This is a genomic window from Marinactinospora endophytica (genome assembly GCF_054780875.1).
The window spans coordinates 352,049-364,360 of the sequence record NZ_BAAGVM010000002.1 but is presented as its reverse complement, the minus strand read 5'-3'; the positions used below and the strand labels follow the sequence as shown (position 1 = coordinate 364,360).

General features: G+C 71.5%; 13 protein-coding genes and 1 riboswitch. Of the genes, 6 read left to right on the top strand and 7 right to left on the bottom strand.

All coding sequences use genetic code 11. The annotated features are described in order from the left end of the window. Window positions 1–10 precede the first annotated feature (10 nt). Window positions 11–226 carry a hypothetical protein gene (locus tag ACYVHU_RS05580; protein ID WP_432938186.1) on the top strand — a complete coding sequence of 72 codons (216 nt, stop codon included), beginning with the start codon at window positions 11–13 and terminating at the stop codon, window positions 224–226. Window positions 227–306: 80 nt separating this feature from the next. Here the strand turns inward: ACYVHU_RS05580 and groL are convergent, their stop codons facing one another. The 3 genes from groL to thrC form a co-directional block, all read right to left on the bottom strand. Then, window positions 307–1,932 (bottom strand): chaperonin GroEL, encoded by a 1,626-nt coding sequence (gene groL / locus ACYVHU_RS05575; RefSeq protein WP_078760595.1) that lies wholly within the window; start codon window positions 1,930–1,932, stop codon window positions 307–309. Between the two features lie 301 nt (window positions 1,933–2,233). Beyond that, on the bottom strand, window positions 2,234–2,512 hold the full coding sequence (locus tag ACYVHU_RS05570) for a ubiquitin-like small modifier protein 1 (RefSeq protein ID WP_078760596.1): 279 nt from the start codon (window positions 2,510–2,512) through the stop codon (window positions 2,234–2,236). Window positions 2,513–2,582: 70 nt separating this feature from the next. Further along, entirely contained in the window at window positions 2,583–3,851 is a 1,269-nt protein-coding gene (thrC, locus tag ACYVHU_RS05565; protein ID WP_078760597.1) for a threonine synthase, read from the bottom strand. A 12-nt stretch (window positions 3,852–3,863) separates the two neighbouring features. Next, window positions 3,864–4,005, bottom strand: a riboswitch (SAM riboswitch). A 314-nt stretch (window positions 4,006–4,319) separates the two neighbouring features. On the opposite strand from thrC, the gene ACYVHU_RS05560 reads away from it, so the two are divergent. The 3 genes from ACYVHU_RS05560 (at window position 4,320) to ACYVHU_RS05550 (ending at window position 7,232) form a co-directional block, all read left to right on the top strand. Continuing rightward, window positions 4,320–5,759: an alpha,alpha-trehalose-phosphate synthase (UDP-forming) gene (locus ACYVHU_RS05560; RefSeq protein ID WP_078760943.1), complete on the top strand. Its 1,440-nt coding sequence runs from the start codon at window positions 4,320–4,322 to the stop codon at window positions 5,757–5,759. A gap of 211 nt (window positions 5,760–5,970) precedes the next feature. Then, complete coding sequence (locus ACYVHU_RS05555) at window positions 5,971–6,624, top strand: ClpP family protease (protein WP_078760598.1); 654 nt, start codon at window positions 5,971–5,973, stop codon at window positions 6,622–6,624. Continuing rightward, window positions 6,621–7,232 carry an ATP-dependent Clp protease proteolytic subunit gene (locus ACYVHU_RS05550; protein WP_078760599.1) on the top strand — a complete coding sequence of 204 codons (612 nt, stop codon included), beginning with the start codon at window positions 6,621–6,623 and terminating at the stop codon, window positions 7,230–7,232. The genes ACYVHU_RS05555 and ACYVHU_RS05550 overlap by 4 nt, the downstream gene beginning before the upstream one ends. Window positions 7,233–7,265: 33 nt before the next feature. On the opposite strand, the gene ACYVHU_RS05545 is transcribed toward ACYVHU_RS05550, so the two are convergent. From ACYVHU_RS05545 to ACYVHU_RS05535, 3 genes are all read right to left on the bottom strand, one after another. Further along, on the bottom strand, window positions 7,266–7,610 hold the full coding sequence (locus tag ACYVHU_RS05545; protein ID WP_078760600.1) for a helix-turn-helix domain-containing protein: 345 nt from the start codon (window positions 7,608–7,610) through the stop codon (window positions 7,266–7,268). Between the two features lie 123 nt (window positions 7,611–7,733). Then, window positions 7,734–8,555: a trehalose-phosphatase gene (gene otsB, locus ACYVHU_RS05540; protein ID WP_078760601.1), complete on the bottom strand. Its 822-nt coding sequence runs from the start codon at window positions 8,553–8,555 to the stop codon at window positions 7,734–7,736. 77 nt (window positions 8,556–8,632) lie between these two features. Then, the gene (locus tag ACYVHU_RS05535) at window positions 8,633–8,950 is read right to left on the bottom strand and encodes a DUF3263 domain-containing protein (RefSeq protein ID WP_078760602.1); all 318 of its coding nucleotides are present in this window, start codon (window positions 8,948–8,950) and stop codon (window positions 8,633–8,635) included. Window positions 8,951–9,023: 73 nt separating this feature from the next. On the opposite strand from ACYVHU_RS05535, the gene ACYVHU_RS05530 reads away from it, so the two are divergent. Together ACYVHU_RS05530 and ACYVHU_RS05525 are read left to right on the top strand one after the other, a co-directional pair. After that, window positions 9,024–9,878 (top strand): SAM hydrolase/SAM-dependent halogenase family protein, encoded by an 855-nt coding sequence (locus ACYVHU_RS05530; RefSeq protein WP_078760603.1) that lies wholly within the window; start codon window positions 9,024–9,026, stop codon window positions 9,876–9,878. Window positions 9,879–10,002: 124 nt separating this feature from the next. After that, window positions 10,003–11,232: a S8 family serine peptidase gene (locus ACYVHU_RS05525; protein WP_078760604.1), complete on the top strand. Its 1,230-nt coding sequence runs from the start codon at window positions 10,003–10,005 to the stop codon at window positions 11,230–11,232. 57 nt (window positions 11,233–11,289) lie between these two features. On the opposite strand, the gene ACYVHU_RS05520 is transcribed toward ACYVHU_RS05525, so the two are convergent. Continuing rightward, window positions 11,290–12,312, bottom strand: a complete 1,023-nt coding sequence (locus ACYVHU_RS05520) for a serine hydrolase domain-containing protein (protein ID WP_078760605.1) — start codon at window positions 12,310–12,312, stop codon at window positions 11,290–11,292.

Genomic DNA, 12,312 nt, shown 5'->3' with positions numbered 1-12,312 from the left:
CGGCTGAACGGTGACACCCGGAACCCACGAATACCAGAGCGACTTCGCCCGCAAATACGTGGCCGAGGGGAAGGCCGAGAGCGTCCTGGCCGTGCTCTCCGCACGCGACATCCCCGTCACCGACGAGGCCCGCCAGCGCATCACCACCTGCACCGACCTCGACCTCCTCGACACCTGGCTCCGCCGCGCCGCCACCGCCCACACCACCCACGACATCTTCGGCTGAGGACGCCCCGGCGGCCGCATGATCGCGAAAGGGCGGCCCCCGTGCGGGGACCGCCCTTCTCGACGTGGGAGCGAACGGACTTAGAAGTCCATGCCGCCCATGTCAGCGCCCGGGGCGGCCGGAGCGGCCTTCTCCGGCTTCTCGGCGATGACGGCCTCGGTGGTCAGGAACAGACCGGCGATGGAGGCCGCGTTCTGCAGCGCGGAACGGGTGACCTTGGTCGGGTCGATGACGCCGTCCTTGAACAGGTCGGTGTACTCGCCCGTGGCGGCGTTCAGGCCGACGCCCGCCTCCAGGTTCTTCACCTTCTCCGCGACGACGCCGCCCTCGAGGCCGGCGTTGATCGCGATCTGCTTCAGCGGCTCCTCGACGGCGCGGCGCACGATGTCGGCGCCGATGGCCTCGTCGCCCTCGAGCTCGAGCTTCTCGAAGGCCGGGACCGAGGCCTGGAGCAGCGCGACACCACCACCGGGGAGGATGCCCTCCTCGACGGCCGCCTTCGCGTTGCGGACGGCGTCCTCGATGCGGTGCTTGCGCTCCTTGAGCTCGACCTCGGTGGCGGCACCGGCCTTGATGACCGCGACACCGCCGGCCAGGCGGGCCAGGCGCTCCTGGAGCTTCTCACGGTCGTAGTCGGAGTCGGTACGCTCGATCTCGGAACGGATCTCGTTGACCCGGCCGGCGATCGAGGCGGCGTCACCGGCACCGTCGACGATGGTGGTCTCGTCCTTGGTGACGACGACCTTGCGGGCGCGGCCGAGCAGCTCGAGCTCGGTGTTCTCGAGCTTGAGGCCGACCTCCTCGGTGATGACCTGGCCGCCGGTCAGCACGGCGATGTCGCCGAGCTGGGCCTTGCGGCGGTCACCGAAGCCGGGGGCCTTGACCGCGACGGACTTGAAGGTGCCGCGGATCTTGTTGACGACGAGGGTCTGCAGGGCGCCGCCCTCGACGTCCTCGGCGATGACGACGAGCGGACGGCCGGCCTGGAGGACCTTCTCGACGACCGGCAGGAACTCGTTGTTGTTGGAGATCTTCTGGTTCGCGATGAGGATGTAGGGCTCCTCGAGAACCGTCTCCATGCGCTCCAGGTCGGTGGCGAAGTAGGGCGAGATGTAGCCCTTGTCGAAGCGCATGCCCTCGGCCAGCTCGAGCTCCAGACCGAAGGTCTGGCCCTCCTCGACCGTGATGACGCCTTCCTTGCCGACCTTGTCCATGGCCTCGGCGATGATCTCGCCGATCTGGGTGTCGCCGGCGGAGATGGAGGCCGTGGAGGCGATCTGCTCCTTGGTCTCGATGTCCTTGGAGAGGTTCGCCAGCTCCTCGCTGATGCGGGCGACGGCGGCGTCGATACCGCGCTTCAGACCGATCGGGTTGGCACCCGCGGCGACGTTGCGCAGGCCCTCGCGCACCAGCGCCTGGGCGAGGACGGTGGCGGTGGTGGTGCCGTCACCAGCGACGTCGTCGGTCTTCTTCGCGACCTCCTTGACCAGCTCGGCCCCGATCTTCTCCCACGGGTCCTCGAGCTCGATCTCCTTGGCGATGGAGACACCGTCGTTGGTGATGGTCGGCGCGCCCCACTTCTTCTCAAGGACGACGTTGCGGCCCTTGGGGCCGAGCGTGACCTTGACGGCGTCAGCGAGCTGGTTCATGCCGCGCTCGAGGCCGCGCCGGGCCTCCTCGTCAAACGCGATCAGTTTGGCTGCCATAAGAGTTCTTGTCCTCCCGAGACCGGGCTGGTACGCATTGGAACGAGCCGACGCCCGCGACGGACGGCCACCGTCCCACCGACAACCCGTCTGCCGGGGGATGCGGCCTCGTCGCCTCGATCCAGGATTAGCACTCGATGTCTCAGAGTGCTAACGGTCCCATTTTTAGCACTCACCACCGGCGAGTGCAAACGCCTTCGCCAAGAATTCGCCCCCCTCTTACCAGCAGGTCAGGGGAGGAAACGGAACCGGCCCGCCCCGCCGGACGGGCGGGAACGGGCCGGGAACGGACAGGCGACGCTCAGCAGCCGCCGGCCACCGCGGGGATGACCGACACCTGGCTGCCCGCGGGCGTGGCGGTGTCGAGCCCTTCGGCGAACCGGACGTCCTCGTCACCCACGTAGACGTTGACGAAGCGGCGGATCTTGCCCTGGTCGTCGAGAATGCGCGCCCGGATGCCGGGGTGGTTCGCCTCAAGGTCGTCGAGGACCTCCCTGAGGGTGCTCCCCTCGGCGGTGACCTCGGCCGCGTCCTTGGTGTAGGTGCGCAGGATGGTGGGCACGCGAACGCTGACGCTCATCTTCGGGATGTACTCCTCGTGCTGGCCGGAGCGATCCGGCGGTCTGGGTGGGACGGCGGACGGACCCGGCCTACAGCAGGCCGGCCTCCTTGAACGCGCGCAGGGAGGGCGGGATGGTGGCGGTGACGCCGGTGCCGCTCACCGCGTTGAGCGTCTTGAGGCCGTCACCGGTGTTGAGGACGACGGTCTCGGCGTCGGGGTCGATGTCCCCTTGGGCGACCAGCTTGCGCAGCACACCGGTGGTGACCCCGCCGGCGGTCTCGGCGAAGACGCCCTCGGTGCGGGCGAGCAGGCGGATCGAGTCGACGATCTCGTCGTCGTCGACGTGCGCCACCGCGCCGCCCGTACGCCGGCAGATGTCCAGCACGTAGGGGCCGTCCGCCGGGTTGCCGATGGCCAGGGACTTGGCGATGGTGTCGGGCTTGACCGGCTGGATGACGTCGTGGCCGTCCTCCCAGGCCCGCGCCACCGGTGAGCAGCCCGTGGCCTGCGCCCCGAACACCTTGTAGGGCCTGTCCTCGACCAGGCCGAGCGCGATCAGCTCCCGGAAGCCCTTGTCGATCTTGGTGAGCTGGGAGCCCGAGGCGATCGGGACGACGATCTGGTCGGGAAGCCGCCAGCCGAGCTGCTCGGCGATCTCGTAGGCCAGCGTCTTGGAGCCCTCGCCGTAGTAGGGCCGCAGGTTGACGTTGACGAAACCCCAGTCCTCACCCGCCGGGTCGCCGATGAGCTCGGAGCAGAAGCGGTTGACGTCGTCGTAGTTGCCGTCGATGGCGACGACCCGGCCACCGTAGACGGCGGCCATGACGACCTTGGCCTCTTCGAGGCCGGCCGGGATGAACACGCACGAACGGAACCCGGCGCGGGCCGCCGCCGCCCCCACCGCGCCGGCCAGGTTGCCGGTGGAGGAGCAGGACAGCGTCGTGAACCCGAAGTTGCGCGCCGCCTCGACGGCCATGGCGACGACGCGGTCCTTGAAGGAGTGGGTGGGGTTGGCCGAGTCGTCCTTGACGTGCAGCGAGCGCAGCCCGAGTTCGGCGGCGAGGCGGTCGGCGCGCACCAGCGGGGTCAGGCCCGGGTTCATGTTCGGGAGTTCGCGGACGTTGGCCGGGACCGGCAGCAGGCCCGCGTAGCGCCAGATGTTGTTGGGGCCGCGCTCGATGGACTCGCGGGTGATGTCGCCGAACTCGTAGGCCACCTCAAGAGGGCCGAAACAGAACTCGCAGGCGAAGCGCGGGCCGAGGTCGTAGCGCTCACCGCACTCGCGGCAGGAGAGCGCGACGGCGGGGCCGAAGGCGGCGGAGGTGGGCGTGCTGGGTTCCGTGGCGGTTACCGCCATGCGAGGCGTCTCCCCTCATCTTTACCCGTGGACCACTTTGGTCCCGGGCCGGAGTTGGCACCTGTCCCGGCCGCCTCGCACCTGACGAGCAACGTGTACCGAGATGGTTGCCGGGGCTTCGTAGGGCCGGTCCCTCCACCCCTCTGGATGAGCAATATGAAGTTGTCGGGAAAAGCGGATTCCTGAATCCGTTGGTCACTGTAACCGACCGCCTCGCGGTTTTTCCAGCCGGGTCCGGGAGTTCCCCCGGCCCCCGAAACCGGAGGTGATCAACCGCCCCGGCGGGGCAGCAGATGGTAGGGGGGCCACCCCACGTCCTGGCGGTGGGGCGAGCGGGGACGTGTTTGCGCCGCATCCGTCCGGGTGAGACTCACCACGTCACTACCGCATACCCCGCTCTGTCCCACTGCCCGATCCATGTAGTTAAGTAGGGGTTCCTTGCAATTCACGGGAGAGGTGGACGATCAGGTGGACAAGGCGCAGATCCTCGTCGCTTCCAACCGGGGTCCGGTTTCCTTCTCGGTCGACGATGACGGTTCCCTGAGGTTCCGTCGTGGCGGCGGTGGTCTCGTCTCCGGGCTGAGCTCGGTCGCCGGGGACGCCGACACCCTGTGGGTGTGCGCCGCGCTCTCCGACGCCGACCGCAAGGCGGTCTCGGAGTCTCCCGAGGGCCGCATCGACCAGGCCGGCTTCGATCTCGGCGGTGCCCGGGTGCGGATGATCGACATCCCGGCCGCCACGTTCGCCAACGCCTACAACTCGGTCGCCAACTCGACGCTGTGGTTCGTCCACCACATGCTCTACGACACCCCGAACAAGCCGCTGTTCGACGCCGGTTTCCGCACCGAGTGGGACGACTACCGCGCCTACAACGCGGCGTTCGCCGAGGCGCTGGTCACCGGCGCCGCCGACGGCGCCAAGGTCGCGGTCCAGGACTACCATCTGGCGCTCGTCCCCAGGATGATGCGCGGCCGCCGCCCCGACCTGCGTATCGCGCACTTCTCCCACACCCCCTGGGCCCCGCCCGAGTACTTCCGGATGCTGCCGGCCGACATCGGCCGGGAGCTCCTGGAGGGCATGCTGGGCGCCGACCACGTCGGTTTCCTCAGCCGGCGCTGGGCCGACGCCTTCCTGCGCTGCTGTGAGACGTTCCTGCGCGCCGACGTCAACTGGGACAACCGGACCGTGGACTGCGGTGGGCGGATCGTCCGGGTGGGCGTGCACGGGCTGGGCGCCGACGCCGAGGGGCTGCGCGCCCGGGCCGCGGCCGAGGACGTCGCCGAACGCCGCGCCGCCCTGCGGGAGATGGTCGGCGACCGCCGGCTGATCCTGCGCGTCGACCGCACGGAACTGTCCAAGAACATCGTCCGCGGCCTGGCCGCCTACCGTGAGCTGCTGGTGAAGCGGCCCGAGTGGCGCGAGCGCGTCACCCACCTCGCCTTCGCCTACCCCAGCCGGGGCGACGTCCCGGAGTACCGGGCCTACACCGAGAGCGTGCGCCGCCTCGCCGAGGAGATCAACGCGGAGTTCGGCACCGACGACTGGACGCCGGTCGTCTTGGAGGTCAACGACGACTACGCGCGTTCGCTGGCCTCCTACCAGATCGCCGACGTGCTGCTGGTCAACCCCATCCGCGACGGCATGAACCTGGTCGCCAAGGAGGGGCCGGTGCTGTCGCAGGAGGGCTGCGCGCTGGTGCTGTCCACGGAGGCCGGAGCGGCCGACGACCTGGGCCGTGACGCGATCCTGGTCAACCCCTACGACGTCAGCGAGACCGCCGAGGCGCTGCACACCGCGCTGTCGATGCCCGACGCCGAGCGCCGTGAGCGCTGCACCCGCCTGGCCGAGGCGGCCGTCGCGCTGCCGCCGCAGCGCTGGTTCGCCGACCAGCTGCGCGCCCTGGTCTGAGAACACGACGCGACGGCGGACGCCCGCGGCGGGACCTCCCGCCGCGGGCGTCCGCCGTCGCGTTCGGGCGCCTCTCCTCCCCTCTGCCCTGAGCAGATCTCCGCAGGGCAGAAACGCTCGCCGGCGCCTTCCCCCAAGGCGCAGCCTGGAGGGGACCGGCCGGGAGCGGGCGAACGCGCCCGCCCACCGCGGCCGCGAGAAGGAGGAGATCATGCTCGTGACACCCCCACGGCTCGCCGCGTCGGAGATCGGCGCGGCACCGTTCGACGACCACGTCGCCACCCGGCTCCTCCACGGCCGGATGGTGGTCCTGGGCACCCAGGTGGACGAGGCGAGCGCCAATCGCGTCTGCGCCCAGCTGCTGCTGCTCGCCGAGGAGGACCCACGGCGGGACATCGTCCTGTGCGTCAACAGTCCCGGCGGCTCGGTCCACGCCGGGATGGCCGTCTACGACACGATGCGCTTCATCCCCAACGACGTCGTGACGCTCGGGATGGGCATCGCCGCCAGCATGGGGCAGTTCCTGCTGTGCGCGGGAACGCCGGGCAAGCGCTACGCCCTGCCCCACACTCGCGTGATGATGCACCAGCCCTCCGGCGGGCTGGGCGGCACCGCCGCCGACATCGCCGTCCAGGCCGAGAACCTCGCGCACACCAAGTCGACGATGCAGCGGCTCATCGCCGAGCACACCGGTCAACCGCTCGAACGGGTCGTGGCGGACCAGCGCCGCGACCGGTGGTTCACCGCCGAGGAGGCCAGGGACTACGGGTTCGTCGACCAGGTCGTGCGCAGCGCCGCGGAGCTGGGCGGCGACGCGGCCCGCCGGTTCGGGTTCAGCGCGGACGGGCGGGGGGCGCGGGCGTGAGCGGGCGTTACACCGTGCCGATGGTGGTCGAACGCACCCCGTCGGGGGAGCGCTCCTCCGACGTGTTCAGCCGCCTGCTGTCGGAGCGGATCGTCTTCATCGGCACACCGATCGACGACGACGTCGCCAACGTGGTCATGGCGCAGCTGCTGCACCTGGACCACGAGAGCAGCACCGGCGACATCCAGCTCTACATCAACTCCCCGGGAGGGTCCACCACCGCGTTGACGGCGATCTACGACACGATGCAGTTCGTACGCGCCGACGTCGCGACGTTCTGCATGGGCCAGGCGGCCTCGGCCGCGGCGGTGCTGCTCGCGGCCGGAGCGCCCGGCAAGCGCATGGCGTTGCCGCACTCGCGGGTCCTGCTGCACCAGCCTTCGGCCGAGGGTCGGGGCGAGGCCGCCGACCTGGAGATCCAGGCGGCCGAGGTGCTGCGGGTGCGGGCGGAGATCGAGGAGATCCTGGCCCTGCACACCGGGCAGAGCGTGGAACGGCTGCGGGAGGACACCGACCGGGACAGGATCTTCACCGCGCGCCAGGCGCAGGAGTACGGCCTGGTCGACGGGCTGGTCGCCACGCGCCTCCCCGCGGTGGCGCCCCGATGAGACGCCACCGCGACACGGCTCCACGGCCCCGGGTCAGGCCGCCAGCGCCATGGCGCGCGGAGCGCTCCCCCGCATCGGGCGCATCGGGGGGTGGGCCGGTGCGGCGGTGAGCTCGCTGTGCAGGCCGCCCAGGAGATCGACGAGGTGGAGGCCGAGCGCCCGGTACACGGCCGCGAGCACCTCGGAGGAGGGCTCCTTGCGGCCCCGTTCGATCTCGGAGAGGTAGGGCAGCGACACCTGGGCGGCCTCGGCGACCTCGCGCAGCGTGCGCCCCTGCTCCAGGCGGGCACGGCGCAGCACGGTGCCGATGAGATCGCGCATCAGCGGCTCGCCGTGGACCTGGGGGAGGGGGGTGGCCGGTACCGGGCGTTCGCTCATGGGTCCTCCGCAACCGGATCGAACGGTGTGGCTGGACCCGACCCTAAGGTCTTCCCGGGGGCCACACCACGGTTTGGTCCCCGCGGGCGCCCGGTTCAGCGCGCGGCGTAATCCAAGGCCGGTTCAGCCGTCCTTGACCGCTGCGGCCAGCTCCTCCAGAAGCTCCACGACACCGGCCGGGCCGGTCACGACCAGGTCGGCTCGTTCGGCGAGCGCGACGACCTCGTCCGAGCCGCTGCACACGGTCAGCCCGGCCACCCCGCGCTCGCGTGCCCGTTCCACCGCGTCGAAGGCGGCGAGGTCTCCCAGGTCGTCCCCCGCGTAGAGCACGGATCCGGCGCCGCGCTCGGTGAGGAAGGCGGTCAACGCCGCCCCCTTGTCCATGCCGGGCGGGCGCATCTCGATGACCATGCGCCCCGGTTCGATGGCCAGGCCGGTGCGGGCGGCCAGCTCGGTCAACGGCGCGCGCAGCAGGTCCAGCGCGGCGTCGGGGTCGGGGGTCCGGCGGGTGTGCACGGCCAGCGCGTGCTCCTTGTCCTCGATCCAGGTGCCCTCGGGCGCGCCGCAACGGGACAGCAGCGCGGGCAGCTCCGCGCGGACGGTCGCCACACCGGGCGGGGGCTCGGGAACGTCGATCCGCCCCGCCTCCCAGCGCTCCCTGCCGTACTGGCCGAGCACGACGATGCCGGGGACCTGCGCCAAGCCCCCGTATTCGACCGCGGTCGCGGCCGGCCGCCCGGTGACGATGACGACGGTGTCGACCAGCGGGGCGAGCCGGCCCAGCGCCGGGACGACACCGGGGTGGGCGCGGGCCTGCCTGGGGTCGGGGACGATGGGGGCGAGCGTTCCGTCGAAGTCGAACGCGAGGACGGCCCGACGCGGATCGGACAGGATCTGTTCCAGCGCCTGTACGCCTACGGTGGTCCGGGGAGAGGGCAGGGACATCGGGTGGCTTCCGGTTTCGTGGTCCTCGTCGCCGCGCGGTGCCGCGCGGGCGGGAGTTCGCGGCTGCGCCGCGGCCCCTAGAGCTGGATGCCCAGCATACGGGCGGTGCGCTGGCGGCGACGGTCGGCGCGCAGCCGGCGGATCCGCTTCACGGTCATCGGGTCGTGGGCCAGCGCCTCGGGCCGGTCGATGAGACCATTGAGCAACTGGTAGTAGCGCGTCGGGGAGAAGCCGAACTCGTCACGGATGGCCTGTTCCTTGGAGCCTTCGAACTTCCACCACTGGCGTTCGAACGCGAGGATCCGCTGTTCGCGTTCGCCGAGATCGGTCTCTCCTGTGGCCCCGTCCGCTGGGAGATCTGATGTTCCTCGGGAAAAAGGCCCGACATCTGACATTGGGCGGCTCCTCGTCCGGATTGGCGCGACTTATCGTAGCGACTCCGCTTGAGTGTTGAGGGGGAGAACATCCATGACTGACCTCGGGGGGAACAGATACCTGTCCTTCCTGACCGACTACGGAACCCTCGACGGCTTCGTGGCGATCTGCCACGGGCAGATGCTGCGCCACGCCCCGCACGTCCGGGTCATCGACATCACCCACGAGATCGCGCCGGGCAACGTCCGACGTGGTGCGACGGTGCTCGCCGAGACGCTTCCCGAACTTCCTCCCGGGGGCGTGCACGTGGGCGTGGTGGACCCCGGGGTGGGCACCCGACGGCGCAGCGTGGCGATCGCCGCGGGCGGTCACGTGCTCGTCGGCCCCGACAATGGGCTGTTGCCCTGGGCCGCCGACGCGCTCGGCGGCGCGGAGGCGGTGTGGGAGCTGACCAACGAGGACCTGTGGCGCCGTCCCGTGTCGGCGACCTTCCACGGCCGGGACGTCTACGCGCCCGTGGCGGCGCGGATCGCGGCGGGGCTGTCGCCGGCCGAGACCGGGGAGCGCATTCCTCCGGAGTCCCTGGTCCGGCTTCCCCCGCCACGTCGTTCGGTCACGGCCGGTACCGCCCTGGGAGAGGTCCGGGCGGTCGACCGGTTCGGCAACTGCCAGCTCTCCCTGCGCGGTGACGACATGGAACGCCTCGTCCCCGGGGGCACACCGGCCACTGTGGAGGCGGCGCTGCCCTGTGGCGTGCGCGAGCTTCCCGTCACCACCACGTTCGGCGCCGTCCCCGAGGGCCGACCGCTCCTGTTCGTCGATTCCGCCGGGTACGCCGCGCTCGCCGTCAACGGCGGTGACGCGGCGGCCGTCCTCGGGCTGACCGTGGGCGACCACGTCACCCTGCGCGCGGGAGGACGGTCCCGGCCCGGGCCCCGCGGGGTCTAGGCGCGTGACGGCAGAGGCAAGTGGTGCACTCGTGACAGAATGACCAGCGCCTACGGGGGCACGGCAAGGGCGACGAAGTACGACATCAGCCCGGCCGAAGGGATCGCGGGAGGGGTAGTCCGCCATGCGCAGGCACAGGATCGTCACATCCGCCGTCCTAGGGGCGTGCACCGCGCTGTCCGGGAGCCTCCTCGCAGCCGCTCCCGCGACCGCGGCGCAGGCGACCGAGGGCGTGCAGGACCTACGACTCGACCAATGGGGCCTGGAGGCGATCGGCGCCTCCGACGCCTGGGAGACCACACGCGGCGCCGGGGTGACGGTCGCCGTGCTCGACACCGGTGTGGACGACACCCACCCCGACCTCTCGGGCTCCGTCGCCTTCGGCCCCGACCTCACCGGGCAGGGCCGCGAACCCGGCAACGGCTACGCCGGGGAGCACGGCACGATGATGGCGGGGATCATCGCCGCCAGCGGACACGGCCGGGAGCACACCGGCGGTGTCATGGGGGTGGCCCCTGAGGCGGGGATCCTGTCGATCCGGGTCGCCTCCGACGAGGGCGTCCCCTCCGCGACGCCCGGTTCGATGGCCAAGGGGCTGCGCCACGCGGTGAGCCAGGGCGTGCAGGTCATCGTGGTCCCCATCGGCGACGGCGCGGACGAGCCTGGAGAGGCCGAGCGACAGGCCATCGAGTTCGCCCAGGACCACGGCGTACTGGTCGTCGCGGCCGGCGGGGTCGGCGGGGTCGCCGACTTCACCTCCTCCCCGGAGTCCTACGAGGGGGTGCTCACCGTCGCCCCCGTCGGCCAGGACCAGGCCCCGGCGTCCCCCGCGCCGGAGGGCGTGGCGCTGACCGCGCCCGGCGCGCAGATCACGACGACCGGACTGGACGGCGGCTACGCCGACGCCTCCGGCGGTGGCGCGGCCGCCGCCTTCACCGCCGGTGTGGCCGCCCTCGTCCGCGCCGAGCACCCGCAGCTACGTCCCGAGCAGGTGGCGGAGGCCCTGGTCACGGGGGCCGACACGGCCCAGGGGGCGGGTGCGCCCCTGCTCAACGCTCCCGGCGCGCTGGAGGCCGCCGGGCGGATCGCCCAGGACGTCCCCCCGTTCGATCCCGAACTCGCGCAGGAGGCGGACGAGGGGCTGCCGGTTCCCGCCTGGACGTTGTGGGCCGGCGGCGCGCTCGTGGTCGTGGTCCTGGCCGTCGTGGGCGTCCTCACGCTGCGACGCCGGCTCGCCAACCCCTACGACCTGCCCGAGCGTGAGCCCGCGCAGGAAGCGCAGGAGGAGCGGGAGGAACGGCCTCGGCGCGGTCGGCGCCGCAAGACACGTGGACGTGGGCGCGAAACGTCCTGATCCGACGTCTCCCGCCCCGCTCGTCCCTCCCGGCCGAACGGGGCGGGCCGGCGCTGTTCAGGCGACCAGGGAGGCCCGTACGGCGGCGCGGAGGTCGAACAGCCCGACACGGCGCCGTCCGTGGTACACCGCGTTCGTCAGCAGCCCCACGTACCGTCCGGTCTCGGGATAGAGGTAGAGGCTGGTCCCGGTGTAGCCGTTGTGGTAGACGAGCCCGTCGTCGGTGACCAACCAGGCCAGTCCGCGCGAGAACTCCTCCCCGACCGGCACGTGCGGGCGCCAGCTCTCCCGGACGAAGCCGGTGAGGGGCTGCGGCCCCCCTTCGCCGTCGTAGGTCCGCAACAGTTCGCGCGCGAACGCGCCCAGGTCGGTCGCCGTGGTGAACACGCCGGCGTGCCCGGCCACGCCGCCCATCAACGCGGCGGACTCGTCATGGACGACCCCCCAGGTCGGCGCCGCCCCGGGAATGCGCCGTTCGGTCGGGGCGACAGAGGGCGTGCGGGGAAGCGGACCGTAGGTGGTCGCCGACAGTCCCATGGACCGCCACGTCTCCTCGGCCAACCGGTCGAGGGGTGCGCCGAAGAGCCGCTCCAGCAACAGTCCCAGCAGGATGAACCCGCGGTCGATGTAGCGGTAGCCCGTGTCGTCCAACGGTTCGCTCAGGATGGCCTCGGCGAGATCCTGTCCCGTTCCGACGTAGCGCTCCAGCCAGGTCACCGGGTTCAGCCGGGAGGTGTGGGTGAGGATCTGCCGGGCCGTGACCCCATCGCCCGGTCGGGGGCCTCCGGGAAAGTAGGACCCCATGGGCGCGTCCAGGTCGAGCGCCCCGTCGCCGACCGCCAGCCCCACGAGCGGCCAGGTCGCCATGACCTTGGTCAGGCTCGCCGTGTCGTAGTAGACGTCGGGCGCCGCGATCGCCTCGCCGCACTCCCGGGCGATCCCGCCCACCGCGACGAACTCCCACATGCTGTCCGTTCCGACGACGGCCACCCCGCCCGGTAACCAGCCGGCGTCCACCATGACCTTCAGGACGCCCCGGATCTCCGTTCCCGTCTGCGCAACCCAGTCGCCGTCCCGCAC

What these genes read in the sequence shown, in the direction of transcription:
- groL (WP_078760595.1), bottom strand. Translation starts at nt 1,932, where the DNA reads ATGGCAGCCAAACTGATCGCGTTTGACGAGGAGGCCCGGCGCGGCCTC.
- ACYVHU_RS05570 (WP_078760596.1), bottom strand. Translation starts at nt 2,512, where the DNA reads ATGAGCGTCAGCGTTCGCGTGCCCACCATCCTGCGCACCTACACCAAG.
- thrC (WP_078760597.1), bottom strand. Translation starts at nt 3,851, where the DNA reads ATGGCGGTAACCGCCACGGAACCCAGCACGCCCACCTCCGCCGCCTTC.
- ACYVHU_RS05555 (WP_078760598.1), top strand. Translation starts at nt 5,971, where the DNA reads ATGCTCGTGACACCCCCACGGCTCGCCGCGTCGGAGATCGGCGCGGCA.
- ACYVHU_RS05545 (WP_078760600.1), bottom strand. Translation starts at nt 7,610, where the DNA reads ATGAGCGAACGCCCGGTACCGGCCACCCCCCTCCCCCAGGTCCACGGC.
- otsB (WP_078760601.1), bottom strand. Translation starts at nt 8,555, where the DNA reads ATGTCCCTGCCCTCTCCCCGGACCACCGTAGGCGTACAGGCGCTGGAA.
- ACYVHU_RS05535 (WP_078760602.1), bottom strand. Translation starts at nt 8,950, where the DNA reads ATGTCAGATGTCGGGCCTTTTTCCCGAGGAACATCAGATCTCCCAGCG.
- ACYVHU_RS05530 (WP_078760603.1), top strand. Translation starts at nt 9,024, where the DNA reads ATGACTGACCTCGGGGGGAACAGATACCTGTCCTTCCTGACCGACTAC.
- ACYVHU_RS05525 (WP_078760604.1), top strand. Translation starts at nt 10,003, where the DNA reads ATGCGCAGGCACAGGATCGTCACATCCGCCGTCCTAGGGGCGTGCACC.